Source organism: Pseudomonas sp. GL_091 (assembly GCF_057837725.1).
The window spans coordinates 5,410,025-5,429,209 of record NZ_CM174451.1 but is presented as its reverse complement, the minus strand read 5'-3'; the positions used below and the strand labels follow the sequence as shown (position 1 = coordinate 5,429,209).

At 54.6% G+C, this 19,185-nt stretch carries 16 protein-coding genes and 1 pseudogene; 8 read left to right on the top strand and 9 right to left on the bottom strand.

Features of this window, described 5'->3' with window-relative positions; translation table 11 throughout:
* Positions 1–16: 16 nt before the first annotated feature.
* Entirely contained in the window at positions 17–994 is a 978-nt protein-coding gene (locus AC3ITY_RS24635; protein ID WP_489305530.1) for an NAD-dependent epimerase/dehydratase family protein, read from the top strand.
* Positions 991–2,109, top strand: a complete 1,119-nt coding sequence (locus AC3ITY_RS24630; RefSeq protein WP_489305528.1) for a glycosyltransferase — start codon at positions 991–993, stop codon at positions 2,107–2,109. Before AC3ITY_RS24635 ends, AC3ITY_RS24630 begins: the two co-directional genes overlap by 4 nt.
* Positions 2,110–2,117: 8 nt before the next feature.
* Here the strand turns inward: AC3ITY_RS24630 and AC3ITY_RS24625 are convergent, their stop codons facing one another.
* Genes AC3ITY_RS24625 through AC3ITY_RS24615 form a run of 3 tightly spaced genes read right to left on the bottom strand, consistent with a single transcriptional unit; the run spans position 2,118 to position 6,083 of the window.
* Positions 2,118–3,815, bottom strand: a complete 1,698-nt coding sequence (locus AC3ITY_RS24625; RefSeq protein ID WP_489305527.1) for a hypothetical protein — start codon at positions 3,813–3,815, stop codon at positions 2,118–2,120.
* Complete coding sequence (locus AC3ITY_RS24620) at positions 3,812–4,723, bottom strand: glycosyltransferase (protein ID WP_489305526.1); 912 nt, start codon at positions 4,721–4,723, stop codon at positions 3,812–3,814. The genes AC3ITY_RS24625 and AC3ITY_RS24620 overlap by 4 nt, the downstream gene beginning before the upstream one ends.
* Positions 4,724–4,733: 10 nt before the next feature.
* On the bottom strand, positions 4,734–6,083 hold the full coding sequence (locus AC3ITY_RS24615; RefSeq protein WP_489305525.1) for a lipopolysaccharide biosynthesis protein: 1,350 nt from the start codon (positions 6,081–6,083) through the stop codon (positions 4,734–4,736).
* A 608-nt stretch (positions 6,084–6,691) separates the two neighbouring features.
* Between AC3ITY_RS24615 and AC3ITY_RS24610 the strand changes: the two are divergent.
* From AC3ITY_RS24610 to fabF, 3 genes and pseudogenes are all read left to right on the top strand, one after another.
* Positions 6,692–7,028, top strand: a pseudogene (locus AC3ITY_RS24610) (ComEA family DNA-binding protein).
* A 207-nt stretch (positions 7,029–7,235) separates the two neighbouring features.
* Positions 7,236–8,030: an SDR family NAD(P)-dependent oxidoreductase gene (locus AC3ITY_RS24605; protein WP_489305524.1), complete on the top strand. Its 795-nt coding sequence runs from the start codon at positions 7,236–7,238 to the stop codon at positions 8,028–8,030.
* A gap of 30 nt (positions 8,031–8,060) precedes the next feature.
* Positions 8,061–9,335: a beta-ketoacyl-ACP synthase II gene (fabF, locus tag AC3ITY_RS24600; RefSeq protein ID WP_489305522.1), complete on the top strand. Its 1,275-nt coding sequence runs from the start codon at positions 8,061–8,063 to the stop codon at positions 9,333–9,335.
* On the opposite strand, the gene AC3ITY_RS24595 is transcribed toward fabF, so the two are convergent.
* From AC3ITY_RS24595 to rfbB, 6 genes are all read right to left on the bottom strand, one after another.
* Positions 9,332–9,889 carry a TetR/AcrR family transcriptional regulator gene (locus AC3ITY_RS24595; RefSeq protein WP_489305520.1) on the bottom strand — a complete coding sequence of 186 codons (558 nt, stop codon included), beginning with the start codon at positions 9,887–9,889 and terminating at the stop codon, positions 9,332–9,334. The two genes, fabF and AC3ITY_RS24595, sit on opposite strands and share 4 nt — an antisense overlap.
* A 166-nt stretch (positions 9,890–10,055) precedes the next feature.
* The gene (locus AC3ITY_RS24590; RefSeq protein ID WP_007985427.1) at positions 10,056–10,223 is read right to left on the bottom strand and encodes a DUF2897 family protein; all 168 of its coding nucleotides are present in this window, start codon (positions 10,221–10,223) and stop codon (positions 10,056–10,058) included.
* A gap of 140 nt (positions 10,224–10,363) precedes the next feature.
* Complete coding sequence (eat, locus tag AC3ITY_RS24585) at positions 10,364–11,728, bottom strand: ethanolamine permease (RefSeq protein ID WP_489305518.1); 1,365 nt, start codon at positions 11,726–11,728, stop codon at positions 10,364–10,366.
* A 259-nt stretch (positions 11,729–11,987) separates the two neighbouring features.
* Complete coding sequence (rfbD, locus tag AC3ITY_RS24580) at positions 11,988–12,857, bottom strand: dTDP-4-dehydrorhamnose reductase (protein WP_489305517.1); 870 nt, start codon at positions 12,855–12,857, stop codon at positions 11,988–11,990.
* A gap of 46 nt (positions 12,858–12,903) precedes the next feature.
* Complete coding sequence (gene rfbA / locus AC3ITY_RS24575) at positions 12,904–13,779, bottom strand: glucose-1-phosphate thymidylyltransferase RfbA (protein WP_150726263.1); 876 nt, start codon at positions 13,777–13,779, stop codon at positions 12,904–12,906.
* Positions 13,776–14,858, bottom strand: coding sequence for a dTDP-glucose 4,6-dehydratase (gene rfbB, locus AC3ITY_RS24570; protein WP_489305516.1), 1,083 nt, complete (start codon positions 14,856–14,858; stop codon positions 13,776–13,778). The genes rfbA and rfbB overlap by 4 nt, the downstream gene beginning before the upstream one ends.
* A 343-nt stretch (positions 14,859–15,201) precedes the next feature.
* Between rfbB and kdpF the strand changes: the two genes are divergently transcribed.
* From kdpF to kdpB, 3 genes are read left to right on the top strand one after another with little or no spacing between them, the layout of a single operon-like run.
* The gene (gene kdpF / locus AC3ITY_RS24565) at positions 15,202–15,291 is read left to right on the top strand and encodes a K(+)-transporting ATPase subunit F (RefSeq protein WP_007899818.1); all 90 of its coding nucleotides are present in this window, start codon (positions 15,202–15,204) and stop codon (positions 15,289–15,291) included.
* 8 nt (positions 15,292–15,299) lie between these two features.
* Complete coding sequence (kdpA, locus tag AC3ITY_RS24560; RefSeq protein WP_489305515.1) at positions 15,300–16,994, top strand: potassium-transporting ATPase subunit KdpA; 1,695 nt, start codon at positions 15,300–15,302, stop codon at positions 16,992–16,994.
* Between the two features lie 10 nt (positions 16,995–17,004).
* Positions 17,005–19,071: a potassium-transporting ATPase subunit KdpB gene (gene kdpB / locus AC3ITY_RS24555; RefSeq protein ID WP_489305513.1), complete on the top strand. Its 2,067-nt coding sequence runs from the start codon at positions 17,005–17,007 to the stop codon at positions 19,069–19,071.
* Positions 19,072–19,185: the final 114 nt, after the last annotated feature.

Below are 19,185 nucleotides of genomic sequence, written 5' to 3'. Positions count from 1 at the left end.
TAAGGAGTGAGTCATCTTGAATCTTGAGATAAGTGATACTGAGTGCGAAGTTCACGCTACCATTGAGCAGCGTATCGTGGTGATAGGCGGAACCGGCTTTGTTGGTCAGCATTTACTCAATTCTTTAGTTGATTGCAGCAAAGAGTTCGAAATTATTTTCGCGGTCCATCGAAACGAACCACATTGGTTAACAGAGTCGCCTATACAGGTTCGACATTTTGACTTGGATGATAGCGCGTCGTTAGAGAAGATTTTGAATTGCGGCAGCATCGTTTTGAACCTGCTGCGGCCAGACGGCACCGGATGGTTCTTGTCTGCGATCAAGAATATTTTGCACGCTTGCGGTAATGCACGTGTTAAACGTTATATCCATGTTTCAAGTATTGACGTTTTTGGAGCAAGCCAAGACGGCATTTGTACTTCTGCGTCACAGATCGTGCCTATCACGCCTTATGAGCGTGAGCATGCAGCTGCTGAGAAGCTTGTGAGCGCTGTCAATGCCGAGCATTTCGAAGCCTTGATTTTGCGCCTTGGCGCGGTATTTGGTATCGGTGGATTAAATGTTGTTTCATTCGTAAATGAAGTTTCGAGTGCCCCCGGCTGGAAACTCGCATTACGCCGTTCATTGTACGGTGCGCGGCGAATGCATTTGGTCAGTGTTGAAAAAGTAGTCGAAGTTTTATTGTTTATTACAACTGCGGCACCAATAATTCAGGGGGAAATTATTGTCGTGACTGAAGACGCCGACGCTGATAATAATTTCGCTTATCTCCAGGATTGTTTGCTGGAAGTATTTAACCGTACTGCAGCATTGCATATACCTTACCTTCCCCCGCGAGTACTGCGTTTGGTATTAAATGCCAGGGGGATTAGTAATACCGATCCAATGCGCCGCTTTCATGAAGATCGATTGTTGCAACTTGGATTGTCTGATTCTGCACTGTTCACCAATCGCCTTAAAGGTTACTTGAGTCACTTGAGGGCAACGGTATGAATGTTTTATTGGTCAATATTTCTCTTGATGCACAACGTGGAGGGGGAACAGCGGAGCGCACGAGACATTTAGCCAATACCCTTACGGATAAAGGCTGTCGTTGTCAAGTCATCGCGATGTCTGGTGATTCCTGGCAATCAGAATTTAATAGTCGAGGTGTTAAAACCTACATTACTGGAAAAATTGGTCACCGCCTTCCAATCCCATTGGTCAATTTTATACGTCTGTGGAAAGCGGTGAAGTCTGCTGACATTATCCATATCATGGGCTATTGGAATTTGCTGAGCATTATTACCGGCTTCTTCGCCTGGATCGCGCGGACTCCTTATGTGCTTTGCCCCGCGGGTGAATTTGCTTCCATCGGAAAGCCTCGCCCAGTTATGAAGCTGTTTCATTTGTTGCTTGGTAAATCGCTTATAAAAAGGGCGTCGGGGTTTATTGCAATTACTCAGTTAGAACGGATACTAATTGCAGAAGTTACAGGCTTTTTACCAGATAGTATCCCGGTATTTCCGAATGGGGTGGCGGAGCCCGCGTTAACTCCAAAGCGTACACTGCAGTATCTGCCTGAACAGCCGTATATTTTATTTATGGGTAGGCTTGCCCCTGTCAAAGGCCCTGACTTGCTTATTAAAGCCTATCTCTCCACAACGGCAGCTCACCATTATCCTTTAGTGCTTGCCGGGCCAGACTTTGGAATGCAAGCCGAGCTTGAAGCCTCTTTGATTGGTCATGAAATAGCTCATCAGATTCATTTTATTGGATTTCTCAATGAGGCCCAGCGAAATGAAGCTTATCAACATGCATTGATGCTAGTCATTCCCTCTAGATCGGAAGCTATGTCACTTGTTGCTCTGGAAGCAGGGATTACAGGTTTGCCGGTATTACTGACAAGTACATGTGGCTTTGACGAAGTGCAGACGATCAACGGGGGAAGCGTAGTAGAGCCGACAGCCGCTGGTATCAGTAGAGGGCTTCAGATCATGTTTTCAGAGATCGACGATTTGACGCTTAAAGGGCAGCGACTAAAGTCGTTTGTGATCGACCATTATAGTTGGCATGTAATTGTAACTAATATGGTCGATTATTTTGAAGGTTTTACTCAGGATAATTAGAGTGGTTGTTAATGTGAAAGGTTGATGGGTTGCTTTTGTTTATTTAGCATCCATCTCAGTACGATTAATCCCATAAGAAAAGCGGTTATCTCAATCACGAAAAATAGAAATGCTCTGGGGAAATTAATTTGCACTATTAAGTATGCCATTGCAACGCCAATGGTAGCACTTGTCATTGCATTATTTAGTAATCGCTTGGCGGCAAGCTCGATGCTATAACCCAAGAAAAATAATAGAGCCATGCCAGCAAAAAGCACGAGATAATTGCCGCTGTAATACAGTACTGCTATAGGGCCAGGGATTGTCATGAATGTAAAATTTTCTGATCTTTCATACTGTGCATTAGATATTCGCTGGTATATTGCTTGTGTGCCTTGTGCTGGATCTTCTTTTAAACCTCTCATGAAAAGATCTAAATCCAGGCGATGTTCGCTTGTTACTGCTAAAACTCCTTCAGCGCCAATCCATCGGTCTACGATTAGCTTGCTCAATTCGTTTGCTATTTGTTTGAACTTCAGTTCGGGTGATAGTTGATATGGGGCGACGTACGGTTCTGGGGTGACGTCGTGTGTTAAAGCTTTTTCGGGTAGTTCCAACGACGTGGAATTGCTCCCGGATTCTTCCGGATGTTCTGTCGCGAACGTGGAGTTACTCCCAGACTTTTCCAGATTTCCTGTCGTGGACGTGGAATTATTCCCGGACTCTTCCAGACTTCCTGTCGCGGACGTGGAGTTGTTCCCAGGCTTTTCCAGATTTCCTGTCGCGGACGTGGAATTGCTCTCGGATTTTTCCAGATTTTCTGTCACGATGGTTTTTTCTGTATAGGGTACTGCCTTTGCAAACGAAGAAAGGCGGTCAACTGATACGGAAATTATCGAAAATGCAAACAATAAAGCGGTCGTCGAAAAAATCTTTATCCAGCCAATTTTTGATATGTTCCACTCTAATTTTTTCCCTTGTATCAGGTAAGCAATAAAAGGGACCGAAACATGAAGGATCATTTGTGCACGACTGCCCATCGAAATTGATGTCAGTGCACCCTCAATAATGACGATATAAAAAAGCATGTTGGGGGTTAATTTGCCGTTTTTTACCAACCAGTAAGCCAAGGTAAAAAGAGCAATAGAGTTGCCCCAGGCGACCATGAAGGAAAAGACTACGTAGATATAACTATGCAGCTTTAAAGTTGGTTCGTATCCAACTTTGATGATCGAATAGTAATAGTTGAAAATTAGAGAGGCAATTGTGAAGATGATTGCCATGCCCAAGAGTGTTGATAAGTGCTTTGTGTTTATATTGGTTTCTAGTTCTTTTCTTTTTTTCAAGCCGGCCACGACAATGAAGTAACAGATAAGCAGGGCGCTAAATGCTGTGATCAATACTACAATGGCGTTGTCCCATGCAGCTGGCGATTCATCAAAACCTCCTATAGGCTCAATGAAATTGTTTCCAGTGAGCAAATGTAAAGTGATTTTTGCCCAGCAACCTAAAGTCAAAAAAGAAAATAGAAAAAATATGAAGTAGCTTTTTGGTCGGTTTGTAATCGTGGCGTATATTATGGCAATGCTCAGCGTGCAATAGGTTGCAAATAAAGCGATCATGCCTGGGTAATAGAAACCTGCCCATATGCTAAGTAAAGTCACTGTGGCGACAATCCATTTTGTTGTCGCTTTATTATCTAAATAGCCTTCTGAGATTCCGTTCATTTTTTTACCGATGCGGATTTATAAATACCGATTACGTAGCTGATCATCTTGCGAGAAAATATTGATGAAGGGCTTAGTGTTGCGGCCCGAAACATCTGCTTTAAACTGATGAGGTAACGGCCGGAGAAACCGTGCATGAATCCTGAAAGCAGATAGGCGTTTGCCATCGCCCTTTTTTTCCAGCGATGAAACCTTTTGGGTAAACCATTCGTATTATAAAAATCTTTAATAACGGTAACTGGCTCATCTGATCGTTGAGCGCTGGAGGGATTATAGGTAGTCGACCCAGAGTGAATGCGGAAATCTGCCAGCGCCTCCGGGACGCGGATGAATGGGCCGTGTTGACAAAAACGTAGAAAAAAGTCCATGTCCGGAATGTTTCTTAACCCAGTATTCCAGTCACCCACTAGCGCCCATGTTGTCCGTTTGAATAGCGCACCCGGACCAGGCAAACATTGGAAATTGGCAATGAGCAGGTTTTCAGAGTATTCGGGGGCTGTAATGGTCCTAACATAGTTTGAGTCTTCGTCGATCACGCAAAAGTCCGGGTATGCCAATACTGCTTCAGGTGACAACGCCATTCGCGAAACTATCGTCTCGATTGCATTAGGATGTAATCTGTCGTCAGCACTTAGATAGCCCAACAAATCACCGGAGCTTTGTTTCCATCCAAAATTCATGGCAGCGCTTTGCCCTGCATTTTCTTGTCTGAAATGCGAGAACTGCATAGGATGATTCATCAGCAGATTCGGAGTGTCATCTGTTGATCCATCATCAACCACAATCAGTTCGACATTTTGATAAGTTTGTTTTTTGACGCTATCAATGGCATCCAGCAAATATCGAGCAGTATTGTACGTGGGGATGACAATAGTGACTTTCGGTAATGTCGTCATTTTATCTTCCATGGAGATTCTCTTAGTGAAAATAGGATTGGCTGAATTTAAATATTGATTTAAAGCTTGCGGTGGTTTTCAAGTTGAATATACGATTTACATAATGGATCATCAGGGTGGACTGGATAATGCTGCCCGAGCTATAAACGATCGCTAATCCAATTATGCCGAAATATATGAACGCCACACTTCCTCCGGCGATCATCAATACACCGCTGACAATAGAGATCCGCATTGCGATATGTTGTTTTTGCAGCATGACCAAAACCATGCCGGCGGTTCCCGCAAAGGTCTGAATAACTTGAGCGAAACCGAGAATGATAAATATAAAGTAAGCTTCTGAATACTCCTCAGGCCAAGCTATCGCAATAATGAGTTGACCTAAAACGGCAAATAATAGATAGCCCGTGATTGCCATTCCCGTTGCTGCGCCCGCACCGATACCCATCACTTTTTGCAAGTAACGTTTTTTCCGTCGAACCCACAGGCGCCCAATTGATGGTGCGATGACTGTATTGATTACTGCCAGGGGAATTAGCACCAAGGCAGCAAGCCGTGATGCCAGGCCATAGATTGCCACATCAGCGGTGCTGCCAAAGAAAGCAATGATCCACAAGTCTGCTTGAGCTACGATAAATAGCACGCTTGTAGTAGTAAGGTTAGGTATGGTTTGCCATAGTATTTCGGAATAACCTATAGCTTCTTTGGTTTCCCCATCATGACTATTATGCCAGCGCCACAGGGAGTATCCACCCAGCAATGCGGTACATAAAACACCAAGAACTCCCGAGAAGAGAAGGGTGTCCAGTGAAAGTGTTATTTTTGACTGCCAGGCAATAATGACGGTAGCAGCACTGGCGACACCAGCGCCAACCACCAGGAAGCTCGCCTGAACAAAGTGTCCTAAAACCCGGTGTTGCTCGGATAGTAAAGTTACCGTGGCGGCTAGCATCATGCTGATTGAGATAAGTGGCGCTAATTTCTGCAGAGCGCCTACCAACTCAGAGTGCAACAGGTTTTCCAGTACTGTAAGTGTTATCCAAAAAGTAAACGCGAACAGGCTTGCCGCTGAGCATCCAATGATTAAGGTGCGCCGTAAAGTTTGCTTTATCCTGGCAGTGTCTTTATCACCCATAGCTCTGGAGATAATAGCTGGAGCTGTAATGCTTAAACCTAACTGACCCAAAGTGGCAAGCGCTGCTATTATGGACTGGCATAAAAAAAACAAGCCCACGGACTCTTGCTTCATAGTGAGTGGCAGCAAAATTCCGGTCAAAGCCCCCGTACCAAGCAGGAGAAATCGACCGATGATGGCTGCAGCACTCGCAGCCACTGGAGAGGATAGAGCGCTGATATTTTTCTTCGCAGCCATTTATTGAGATTTCGCAGCAGGTCATAAGGCAGCTGCCGATTTTCACGGTTTTTCAATGCCCTGTCTACAGCCATGGTCCTCCAGTTCTAACCGATCGGCGGAGGCTGCGATTTCTGCCGTGGTTGACCAAACTTGCTCGCCTGGAAGATGCTGCGGTTGGTGACTCGGCAATCCACAGGCTATTTTGGCAATTCTAAAGGGGGAGGAATCAGTTCCATCCACTGCCTCTTCACGGAGCGCTGTCTGGTTTCAATCGTGCCATTGACCTATTGATGGCGCATCTTCTCAAGACGCTACACGCGACTCTTATAGTTAATCTTTCCCTTTTTATTTAATTTCCGGTATTGCTAGATAATTTATTCGGAAAGATTGGCGATTTAAGTAAATTCTGTTCAGACACTCTTCGTTCATCACACAGCTGCTGGAATCGTTCTGCAAACTCCTGCGTTTACATTGAAGAAAGTTATCTGGCCAAACTCATTCATCTCGACCTTTGATTGTCTCACATCCCGCAACAGACACACTTTTGACATCCTCCTACGTTGCCCGGTTTGAGGAAGCCGTTTCGGAAAAGCTGCTTCCTCAACCGATGTCATGGAGCGCCATTTATGCGTACGGGCTATTTCTACCCCCAGGTTTTTGCCCTGCCCACCAGCACCTCTTTTACTGCGAATGCCGCGCCTGCAGGGAAGCCGGAGCCTACCAAGGCTCCGGTGGTGATGAAGGCTTCAGCGAATGCGCAATCTGGCACAGTGGATCTTGACAAGGCCGATGCGCCGACGTTGCAGCGTGATTTACCCGGTGTTTGGGGAGACCAAGGCTCCGTCGATTGTTACGTATCGCGAGAGTAATGATCTGCTTGTGTCCTTCGACGAGTTGTTCGAAGTGAAGGGTCTCGGCAAGGCCCTGCCAGATAAGAATCGCGAGAATTCTCGGTTGAACTAAGCTTGTAGATCAGCCTTGGAGGCCGGTCATTGACCGGCCTTTTTTCATTTTGGTGACTGCTGCGAAGCTTTGCCTTCCGTCGGCGATGAAAAAATTACGACTATCATATACTGATTAAATTATGCGTATAATAAATGCTCCGCTCGTCCAGGCGCGCTGAGACTCAGGCGCTTATCTATCCCTCTGGCATCTCCCAGGAGCAAAGTCATGACGTCCATTCAGTCCCAAGGCACCGCCCTCGTCACTGGTGCATCTTCCGGTATCGGTGCGATTTACGCGCAGCGGTTAGCAGCGCGAGGTTTTGATTTGTTGCTGGTCGCTCGTGACCAAGAGCGGCTTGAAGTCGCGGCATGCGCGTTGCGCAATGCTCATGGGGTTCAGGTGGAGGTGCTCAAGGCAGATCTGACGCAGAAGGACGACGTGCTGAAAGTTGAACAGCGTCTGCGCAGCGATTCGAGCATCAGCCTTTTACTGAACAATGCCGGCGTGGCCGCGGATGGCTTGTTGGCCAACGCCAATACCGATCAACTGGAGCGAATGATTCAGTTGAATGTTACAACGGTGACGCGATTGGCATCGGCCGCGGCTGCCAGTTTTTCCAAGGCGCGCCGGGGTACCATCATCAACATTGCTTCAGTGGTAGCGCTGTTTCCCGAACGCTTCAACGCCACCTATAGCGCCAGCAAGGCCTATGTATTGAGCCTGAGCCAGTCGTTGAATGCCGAACTCGATGGCACCGGGGTCAAGGTTCAGGCCGTATTGCCTGGGGTGACGCGCACCGAAATCTGGGAACGCTCCGGTATTGATGCTTCGCAGATTCCGGCCGAGATGGTCATGGAAGCGGGCGAGATGGTCGATGCGGCACTGTCGGGTCTGGATCAGGGCGAGTTGGTCACCATTCCTTCGCTGCCGGATCCCGCTGACTGGGATGCCTTTGTTGCGGCACGCCATGTGATGGCGCCCAATCTTTCCAAGAGCAAAGCCGCTGCGCGTTACAAATGAAACGCCCCTAATCGACTGAGGTATTGCGGTATGAATGATCGTCGTGTGGTTGTAACGGGCATGGGCCTGGTATCGCCGCTGGGGAGCGGTGTCGAAGTGGTCTGGGAGCGGCTGCTGGCCGGGCGTTCCGGCCTGCGTAACTTGCCGGATGACGTGGTTGCCGATCTGCCGGCCAAAGTTGGCGGTGCAGTGCTTGCGCTGGCTGACGATCCGGAGGCGGGGTTCGATCCGGATCGGGCAACCCCACCCAAGGAACAGAAGAAGATGGATCGCTTCATCCTGTTCGCCATGGAAGCGGCGCGTCAGGCACTGGAGCAAGCCGGCTGGCAAGCATTGGACGCCAATGCCCAGGAGCGCACGGCCACCATCATCGGTTCAGGTGTGGGTGGTTTCGGTGCGATTGCCGAGGCGGTGCGCACCACCGATAGCCGTGGTCCGAGACGTTTGTCTCCATTCACCATCCCTTCATTTCTGGTCAACCTCGCGGCAGGTCATGTGTCGATCCAGCATGGCTTCAAAGGGCCATTAGGCGCGCCGGTCACGGCATGCGCCGCCGGGGTTCAGGCGATTGGCGACGCGGCGCGGCTGATTCGTGCGGGGGAGGCGGATATCGCGGTGTGCGGTGGTGCGGAAGCGGCGATCGATCGGGTTAGCCTTGCCGGGTTTGCGGCTGCTCGTGCCTTGTCCAGCGCTTACAACGAAACGCCTGAGCGCGCTTCGCGACCTTTCGACAGTGGTCGCGATGGATTTGTCATGGGAGAAGGGGCCGGGCTGCTGGTCATCGAGTCTCTGGAGCATGCGCTGGCGCGGGGCGCCCACCCTCTGGCGGAGCTGGTCGGCTACGGCACCAGCGCCGATGCCTATCACCTGACCGCCGGCCCCGAGGACGGCAGCGGTGCGCGTCGAGCAATGTCGTTGGCATTGGCACAGGCAGGTGTTTCACCGGCTCAGGTTCAGCATCTGAATGCTCATGCAACCTCGACTCCAGTGGGGGATCTGGGTGAACTGGCGGCGATCAAGGCGTTGTTCGGTGCACAAAATGGTATCGCTGTGACATCGACCAAGTCGGCGACCGGGCATTTGCTCGGTGCAGCGGGAGGACTCGAAGCGATCTTTACGCTGCTGGCGATCCGTGACCAGATCGTGCCGGCGACCCTCAATTTCGAGAACCCGGACCCTGCCACTGAAGGTGTCGACATCGTTCATGGCAAAGCGCGGCCAATGGCCATCGAGTACGCGTTGTCCAATGGCTTCGGATTTGGCGGGGTCAATGCCAGTGTGTTGTTCAAGCGTTGGCAGGGTTAATCCTGCGAGTGCTTGAGGTGATCGCGTGCGACGTCGAGAATCCGTTGGGCAAACTCGGCGTCGGCGACGCTGCGCGATAACAGCAACGCGCCGACCAGCGTAGACATGATGACGATGCTGCGTTCGGTGGTGCGCTCTCCGTCAAGGGTGTGCTGGATCTGATCGAGTCGCGCCTGGAGTACGACGTCGCTGGTGGGACTCGGTTGACCACGCAGCCCCAGTTCCGAAGAAATGGTCAGCAGCGGGCAGCCTTCCTGAGGTGAGGTTTGATGCCATTCGGACAGATAAGCGTCGATGAAGGCTTCAAGAGGATGCTCCTCGGCGAAGATTTGTGCGCACAACTCGTCGACTTGTACGCCAGCCTCTTGCAAGGCTTTCTCTACCAGTTCGTCTTTTGACTTGAAATGCGAGTAAAAGCCACCGTGGGTCAAGCCCAATGCCTTCATCAGAGGTTGCAGTCCGGTCGCGCCTATACCGTCGCGTCGAAATCGCGCTGAAGCTTCCTTGATTATGCGTTGGTGGGTCTGGGCTTTATGGTCCTGCGAGTAACGCATCTGATATCTCCGCATCAATGCGGCCATATTAACCAATGAAAATTGCATGGTGACTGTACTTCTACTTCTTAAAATCATGCAGATGCATCGATATGGGCACTAAGCGGCATGATTTCAGGAGATTTCACGCAAAAACAAACCCCGCCGTTCAAGGCGGGGTTTTCAGTCAGCGGTCCTGCGCTTCCTTGGCGTCCATTTCCGCATTGCGTTCGGCGACGCGCTTACGTTGCTCTTCGGTCAGTTCGACCTTGTTGGCGGTGTCGCGCAGCAGCATCAGACCACCAACAATCGAGCCGATGGCAACGACCAGAATCAACCAGGCATACCAGGGCATAGGACTCTCCTTGAAAGCAGGCGGTCGGCGAGGGGTCGCCAACCGATCGTGCATAGCACTTTGAGTGATGGGGTTTCATCGCAGTTCCATCGCTATCACTCCCATTCTATGCCTGTTGTTCAAGGTTCACTCGAACGCATTCAATGTCCGGTCAGCATCGCATCCGCCGGTGCGTTGGCGCGCAATTGCGCCGTGAGCATGAAGTACACGAAACCTGCCGCCATGAAGCCCAGGAAGATCAGGCCGATCAACGTGTTGAACCAGGCCATCGCCACCAGGCATACCACCGCCAGCATCAGTGCAATGAACGGCACCAGCGGGTAGCAGGGGGCGCGGAAAGTGCGTTCCAGGTTCGGCTCGGTTTTACGCAGTTTGAACAGGCTGAGCATGCTCATGATGTACATCACGATGGCGCCGAACACGGCCATGGTGATCATTGCGGCGGTCAGCGTCATGCCGCCGAGGTTGATCAAGCCGTCGCTGTAGATGGCTGCAATGCCGATCACGCCACCGGCGATGATCGCCCGGTGGGGGGTTTGAAAACGCGACAATCTGGCCAGGGACGCCGGCAGGTAACCGGCCCGGGCGAGGGCGAAGAACTGCCGCGAGTAGCCGAGGATGATCCCGTGAAAACTCGCCACCAGGCCAAACAGGCCGATCCACACCAGCATGTGCAGCCAGCCCGAGCTTTCGCCGACCACGGTTTTCATTGCCTGTGGCAGCGGGTCGTTGATGTTCGACAAGGTGCGCCAGTCACCGACGCCACCGGCGAAGAACATCACGCCCATCGCCAGCAGCACCAAGGTCAGAATACCGCTGATGTAAGCCTTGGGAATCGTGCGTTTCGGGTCCTTGGCTTCTTCGGCGGCCATGGCTGCGCCTTCGATGGCGAGGAAGAACCAGATGGCAAAGGGGATCGCCGCGAACATCCCGGCAATCGCCGGAGCACCGAATACGTCGGAACCGGCCCAGCCATTGAGGGCGAAATTGCTGAAGCTGAATGCCGGGGCGACCACGCCCATGAACACCAGCAGTTCGGCGACCGCCAACACGCAAACCACCAATTCGAAGGTCGCTGCCAGTTTCACGCCGAGGATGTTGAGGCCCATGAACACGATATAGGCACCGACTGCCGCGTGCTTCGGGTCCAGGGCTGGAAACTGGACATTGAGGTAGGCGCCGATGGCCAGGGCAATCGCCGGTGGGGCGAAGACGAATTCGATCAGTGTCGCCAGTCCGGCGATCAAGCCGCCTTTCTCGCCAAAGGCACGACGACTGTAGGCAAAGGGACCGCCAGCGTGAGGAATGGCGGTGGTCAGTTCGGTGAAACTGAAGATGAAGCAGGTGTACATGGTGGCGACCATGAACGAGGTCACCAGAAAACCCAAAGTCCCGGCCACGCCCCAACCATAGCTCCAACCGAAATACTCTCCGGAAATCACCAGCCCGACCGCAATGCCCCACAGGTGCAAGGTGCCCAGCGTGGGTTTGAGTTGTGTGTTCATGGGTTTGCTCCCTGAGTGGTTTGGAAAGCTCGGGGGAGGCCAGTGCAGCGGGCGTGCCATTTAGCGATTGTACGTCGTAATGGGCTGAAAGCTGTCGTATCGGGGATGTTCGCCACTGGATGCACGAATTTTGTGCGTCAGTCAGGGGCGCAGTTGTTGCAAATGCGGCTTTCGCGAGCAAGCCCGCATACCCGCTCCCCAACACCGCTGCAACACGCAGGTTTGGTATTTCAATGCAGGTGCGGGCAGCGGTTGATGCTCAGGCTTGCTGAGTGAGGCACTCGCGCAACGCGGTTTGCCAGTCTGGTTGACTGACACCCCAATCACGCTGCAAGCGACTGCAATCCAGGCGCGAGTTGAGCGGCCGGGCTGCGGGTGTCGGGTAGTCGCTGGACGGGATCGGCAACAGGTCGGCGCAGGGTTTGCCCTGTTGTCGCAATGCTTCGCCGATCGCCTGGGCGAAGCCAAACCAGGAGGTTTCACCTTGAGCGCTCAGGTGGTAAGTACCCCAGTTGGCAACGTCGTTCGCCTGCCAGCGTTCAATCAGGGCGAGGGTGCTGTTGGCGATTGTACCGGCCCATGTAGGTGCGCCGATTTGATCGGCGACTACGCGTAACTCCGGTTTCTCTTGGAGCAAACGCTGCATCGTCAGCAGAAAGTTGCGGCCATGAGTTGAATAGACCCAACTGGTACGCAGGATCAGATGCTTACCTTGCACGTCCCTGATGGCCTGCTCACCGGCCAGTTTGCTCTTGCCGTACACCCCGAGCGGATTTGGCGTGTCGTCCTCGTTGTAAGGTCCGACTTTCGTCCCGTCGAATACATAGTCCGTGGAGTAATGTATCAACGGGATGTCGAGAGCCAGCGCTTCTTCGGCAAGGATGCCGGGAGCTACCGCGTTTATGGCAAAAGCTGATTGCGGCTCGCTTTCTGCCAGATCAACCGCTGTATGGGCCGCAGCGTTGATGATCAGATCGGGCCGGACGTTTTTCACCTGACGGCGAATCTGATCGGGTTGCGCTAGATCGAGCTGATCGCGACCCAATACGATCAGTTCGCCGGCAGCCCCCAGCCGCCGTTGCAATTCATGTGAAACCTGACCGTGTCGGCCATTGATGAGTATTTTCACGGGAACAGTCCAGTCTCGTTACCGGACGTATCGGGCTCGTACAGGTTCATTGCTCTTCCCCTGCCAGTTTGGCCAGGTACTGACCATACCCGGTTTTGCCAAAGTACCGGGCGCGCTCCAGCAACTGTTCGCGGTCGATCCAGCCATGTTCATAGGCGATCTCTTCGAGACAGGCGACCTTGAGGCCTTGGCGGTGTTCGATGGTCTGCACGTACTGAGAGGCTTCGAGCAAGCTATCGTGGGTGCCGGTGTCGAGCCAGGCGAATCCTCGACCAAAACGCTCGACCTGCAGATCGCCACGTTGCAGATAGGCATTGTTGACGTCGGTGATTTCCAGCTCGCCGCGAGGCGAAGGTTTCACCGCCTTGGCGATCTCGATCACATCGTTGTCGTAGAAATACAGGCCGGTAACGGCATAGCTGGATTTCGGCTTTTTCGGTTTCTCTTCGATCGAAAGCGCACGGCCATCTTTGTCGAAATCGATCACGCCGAAGCGCTCGGGGTCTTTGACCCAGTAACCGAACACGGTGGCGCCGGAAGTGCGTTTTGCCGCGTTCTGCAATTGTTCGCCAAAGTGCTGGCCATGGAAGATGTTGTCGCCCAGGATCAGGCACACAGGGTCATCGCCAATGAACTCTTCGCCAATCAGAAAAGCCTGGGCCAGACCGTCCGGTGATGGCTGCTCGGCAAAGCTGAAGTTCACCCCGAACTGGCTGCCGTCGCCCAGCAGATTGCGATACTGGGGTAGATCCTGCGGGGTGGAGATCAGCAGGATATCCTTGATGCCGGCCAGCATCAGCACCGAGATCGGATAGTAGATCATTGGTTTGTCGTAGACCGGCAACAGCTGTTTCGACACTCCAAGCGTAATCGGGTGCAGGCGTGTGCCCGAGCCACCCGCCAAAACGATGCCTTTCATCATGCGAGCAGCTCCTTGGGATTGATGGCGCCAAGGCGCTCACCCTGGTAACTACCGTCTTGAACACGGCGGCACCATTGCATGTTGTCCAGATACCATTGAACGGTTTTGCGCAGGCCGGTTTCGAAGGTTTCTTCGGGTACCCAGCCCAGTTCGCGTTCAATCTTGCTGGCGTCGATTGCGTAGCGCAGGTCATGACCAGGGCGATCCTGGACGAACGTGATCAGGTCGGCGTAATTCGCAACGCCCTCTGGCTTGTGCGGTGTCAGTTCTTCAAGCAGGGCGCAGATGCCACGCACCACGTCGATGTTCTTTTGTTCGTTGTGCCCGCCGATGTTGTAGGTCTCGCCGACGGTGCCGGTGGTCACCACTTTGAGCAGTGCCCGGGCGTGATCTTCGACGAACAGCCAGTCGCGCACTTGCAGGCCATTGCCATACACCGGCAGCGGCTTGCCGGCCAAGGCATTGAGGATGACCAGCGGAATCAGTTTCTCGGGGAAGTGGAACGGCCCGTAATTGTTCGAGCAATTGGTCAGCAGCACCGGCAAGCCATAGGTTCGCTGCCAGGCTCGGACCAGGTGATCGGACGCAGCCTTGCTGGCGGAGTAGGGCGAGCTCGGCGCGTAGGGCGTCGTTTCCGTAAACAGATCGTCGACACCGTGCAGGTCGCCGTAAACCTCGTCAGTGGAAATGTGATGAAAGCGGAAGGCGCTTTTCTCAGGCTCCGGGAGGGCTTGCCAATAGGCGCGGCTGGCTTCGAGCAGGCTGTAGGTGCCGACGATGTTGGTCTGGATGAATTCCGATGGCCCGTCGATGGAACGATCGACGTGGGACTCCGCTGCCAGGTGCATGATTGCGTGAGGCCGGAAGCGCGCCAGCACCGCACTGACGGTCGCCTGATCGACAATATCGGCCTGAACGAACTCGTAGCGAGTGTCGTTGGCAATGCTGGTCAGCGATTCGAGATTGCCGGCATACGTCAGTTTGTCCAGGTTGAGCACATCATGCTCAGTGTGTTGAATCAGCTCGCGGACAAGGGCCGAGCCTATGAAACCGGCTCCGCCGGTAATAAGGATACGCACGTTGGGCCAGCCTTTTTCAGTAATGCGAATAGCGGTAGCTTGCAGGCGCGAGCGGGGAGGTGCAAGAGTTCTTGACCCCATTCGGTTGCGTCGCGCCAATCGGGCGGGATTATCCACGACTTGCACCAGTCACTCACTACTCTTGCGCACAATTTAGAGTTCTACCTGCGACATTCCCGGTTTTTCCGCACCGGAGCTCCTCCCCGCACCCTGTAACCCCGGCGTAAACCCACTCTTTACGCTTTCTTTATGCCTGGCGCGCCCCCTCGATCTCGTTCCTTTACAGCCTCCTTTCCGACAATGACTCCACACGCGGCAATACGCCGTAACACGGAGAACTTCCATGAGCGTTCTGGACGGGGTGTCGCTGCTGCTCGCAGTGGGGCTGTTCATCTATCTGTTGGTTGCGCTGTTGCGCGCGGACCGGAACTAGGAGCGGCTATGCACAGTTATGACTATTGGCTGATCCTCGGTTTTTTTGCCCTGGTTTTGGTCCCGGCGCCGTTTCTCGGGCGCTTCTACTACAAGGTAATGGAAGGTCAGCGCACGTGGCTGTCGCCGGTCCTCGGGCCGGTCGAGCGTGTCTGCTACCGGCTGGCCGGGGTTGACCCGAAAACTGAACAGAGCTGGCAGAAATACGCTCTGGCCTTGCTCGCCTTCAACCTCGCGGGTTTCCTGCTGCTGTTCGCGATCCTGCTGTTCCAGGACCACCTGCCGCTGAATCCGCAGAACCTGCCGGGTCAGGAGTGGACGCTGGCGTTCAACACCGCCGTCAGCTTCATGACCAACACCAACTGGCAGGCTTACAGCGGCGAAGCGTCCCTGAGCTACCTGAGCCAGATGGTTGGCCTCACCGTGCAGAACTTCGTCAGCGCTGCCACCGGTCTGGCGGTACTGGTCGCGCTGTGCCGCGGCATCGGTCGAAAATCCACCCAGTCCCTGGGCAACTTCTGGGTCGATATGACCCGCGCCACCCTCTATGGCTTGTTGCCGCTGTGCCTGCTGCTGGCTCTGTATCTGGTCTGGCAGGGCGTGCCGCAAACCTTCGCACAGTATGTGAATGCAGTGACGATGCAGGGCGTCGATCAGGTGATTCCCCTGGGTCCTGCTGCCAGTCAGATTGCGATCAAGCAATTGGGCACCAACGGTGGCGGTTTCTTCGGCGTGAACTCGACGCATCCGTTCGAGAACCCGACGGCTTGGAGCAACCTGTTCGAAATGGCCTCGATCATTCTGATCCCCATCGCGCTGGTGTTCACCTTCGGCCATTACGTGAAGGACCTGCGCCAGAGCCGCGCGATCATCGCCTGCATGCTGGCGTTGTTCCTGATCGGCGGCGCCACCTCTCTATGGGCTGAATACCAGCCTAACCCTGCCCTGAACAACGTCGCCGTCGAACAGACTGCGCCGCTGGAAGGCAAGGAAGCGCGCTTCGGCACTACCGCCACTGTGTTGTGGTCGGTGACCACCACTGCAGCGTCGAACGGTTCGGTGAACGGCATGCACGACAGCCTTAACCCGCTGAGCGGCATGGTGGCGCTGGTCAACATGATGGTTGGCGAAGTGATCTTCGGCGGCGTTGGCGCCGGGCTCTACGGCATGTTGCTCAACGTGCTGATCGCAGTGTTCCTCGCCGGCCTGATGATCGGCCGCACCCCGGAATACCTCGGCAAGAAACTGCAAGCCAGGGAAGTGCAACTGCTGGTGGTGACCCTGATGGTCATGCCGATTGGCGTGCTGGTGCTCGGCGCGATTGCCGCCAGCCTGCCTGGCCCGGTGGCCGCAGTGAGCAACCCTGGGCCTCATGGATTCAGTCAGCTGCTCTACGCCTACACCTCGGCCAGCGCCAACAACGGTTCCGCCTTCGCTGGCTTCGGCGCCAACACACCCTTCCACAACCTGATGCTGGGCCTGGGCATGTTGATCGGTCGCTTCGGCTACATCCTCCCGGTCCTGGCCCTGGCCGGCAGCCTGGCGATGAAGAAAACCGCGCCGATCGGACAGAACAGCTTCCCGACCCACGGCCCGCTGTTCGTGACCCTGCTGACCGTGACCATTTTGCTGGTGGGTGGTTTGACCTTCCTGCCGACCCTGGCGCTGGGTCCTATCGCTGAACATCTGAGTATGGGCTTCTAAGGAATCCATCATGAATATGCACGTTCCTGCTTCAAAACCTGCGTCGCCGACCAAGTCGGTCGAAGTGCCAAAAACCGCGATCTCGGCCCTGTGGCGCCCGGCGCTGGTGCAAGCCTTCGTCAAGCTCGACCCAAGGCAATTGCAGCGTGCGCCGGTGATGCTGGTGGTCGAACTGACGGCGATCCTGACCACCGTGTTGTGCTTCACTCCCGACACGGCAGTACCGACCTTCGTTGCCGCACAAATCGCTGTGTGGCTGTGGTTCACCGTGCTGTTCGCCAACTTCGCCGAGGCCTTGGCCGAAGGTCGCGGCAAGGCCCGCGCCGACAGCCTCAAGGCCGGTAGCGAAGGCCTCAGCGCCCGGCGCAAAACCGGCAACGGCAGCTTTCAGGTGGTGCCCGCCGCCAACCTGCGCAAAGGCGATGTGGTGCGCGTCGAAGCAGGGGAGATGATCCCCGGTGACGGCGAAGTGATCGAAGGCATCGCGGCGGTCAACGAAGCGGCGATCACCGGTGAATCGGCGCCGGTGATTCGCGAGTCCGGTGGCGACCGCTCAGCCGTTACCGGCAACACACGGCTGGTGTCCGACTGGCTGCTGGTGAAGATCACTGCCAACCCCGGCGAGTCGACCCTGGACCGCATGATCGCTTTGGTCGAAGGCGCCAAACGGCAGAAAACCCCGAACGAAGTGGCGCTCGACATCCTGCTGATCGGCCTGACCCTGATTTTCCTGCTGGTCGTGGTGACCCTGCAACCGTTCGCCCACTTCGCCAACGGCAGCCTGCCGCTGGTGTTCCTGGTGGCGCTGTTGGTTACGTTGATTCCGACCACCATTGGCGGTTTGCTGTCGGCCATCGGTATCGCCGGGATGGATCGCCTGGTGCGCCTGAACGTGATCGCCAAATCCGGTCGTGCGGTGGAAGCAGCGGGGGACGTGCACGTTCTGCTGCTGGACAAGACCGGCACCATCACCTTCGGTAACCGTCGTTGTTCGGCGGTGTATGCCGCGCCTGGCGTGACAGCCAGGGAGCTGGCCGAAGGCGCACTACTGGCGTCGCTGGCCGACGACACCGCGGAAGGCAAGTCAATAGTCGAATACCTGCGCGGCACCCATCCGCAACCGGAACCGTCCGCTGAGGTGCTGACAGCCGTGCCATTCAGTGCCGAAACCCGCTTGTCCGGTGTCGACTATCAGGGGCGCGTGTACCGCAAGGGCGCGGTGGATTCGTTGCTGGCGTTCGTTGGCCGCAAGCGTGCTGACCTGGCACCTGCCTTGTCCCGTGAAATCGACAAGATCGCCCAAAGCGGCGGCACCCCGTTGCTGGTGTGTGCCGACGGCAAGTTGCTCGGGGCGATCCACCTCAAGGACGTGGTCAAGCCCGGTATCCGCGAGCGTTTCGCCGAGTTGCGCAAACTGGGGATCCGCACCGTCATGGTTACCGGCGACAACCCGTTGACCGCTGCCGCCATCGCCGCTGAAGCGGGTGTGGACGATGTGCTGGCCGAAGCCACGCCGGAGAAAAAACTGGCGCGCATTCGTCACGAGCAAAACGACGGTCGCCTGGTCGCCATGTGCGGCGACGGCGCCAACGACGCCCCGGCCCTGGCCCAGGCGGATGTCGGCATGGCAATGAACGACGGTACGCAAGCGGCCCGTGAAGCGGCCAACATGGTCGACCTCGACAGCGACCCGACCAAGTTGCTGGACGTGGTGCAAATCGGCAAGGAGTTGCTGGTCACCCGCGGTGCGCTGACGACCTTTTCCATCGCCAACGACGTGGCCAAGTACTTCGCGATCCTGCCGGCACTGTTCGCCGCGATCTATCCGCCACTGGGTGTGCTCAACGTGATGCATCTGAGCAGTCCGCAGAGCGCGATTCTCTCGGCGATCGTGTTCAACGCCCTGATAATTGTGGTGCTGATTCCGCTGGCACTGCGCGGAGTGCGGGTTCACGCGGCAAGTGCGGCGGCGTTGCTGCGGCGCAATCTGCTGATCTACGGCCTGGGCGGGATCCTGGTGCCGTTCGTGGGCATCAAGGCGATCGACATGCTGTTGACGGCGTTGCATTGGGTTTAAGCACACTCACACACCCACCCACTGTAGGAGCGAGCTTGCTCCGGGCGGCGTTCCGACGATGGAAGTTAACGATAACGCGTTCTGTCTGCATGAGCGCAGTGCCCTCCGGTTCTT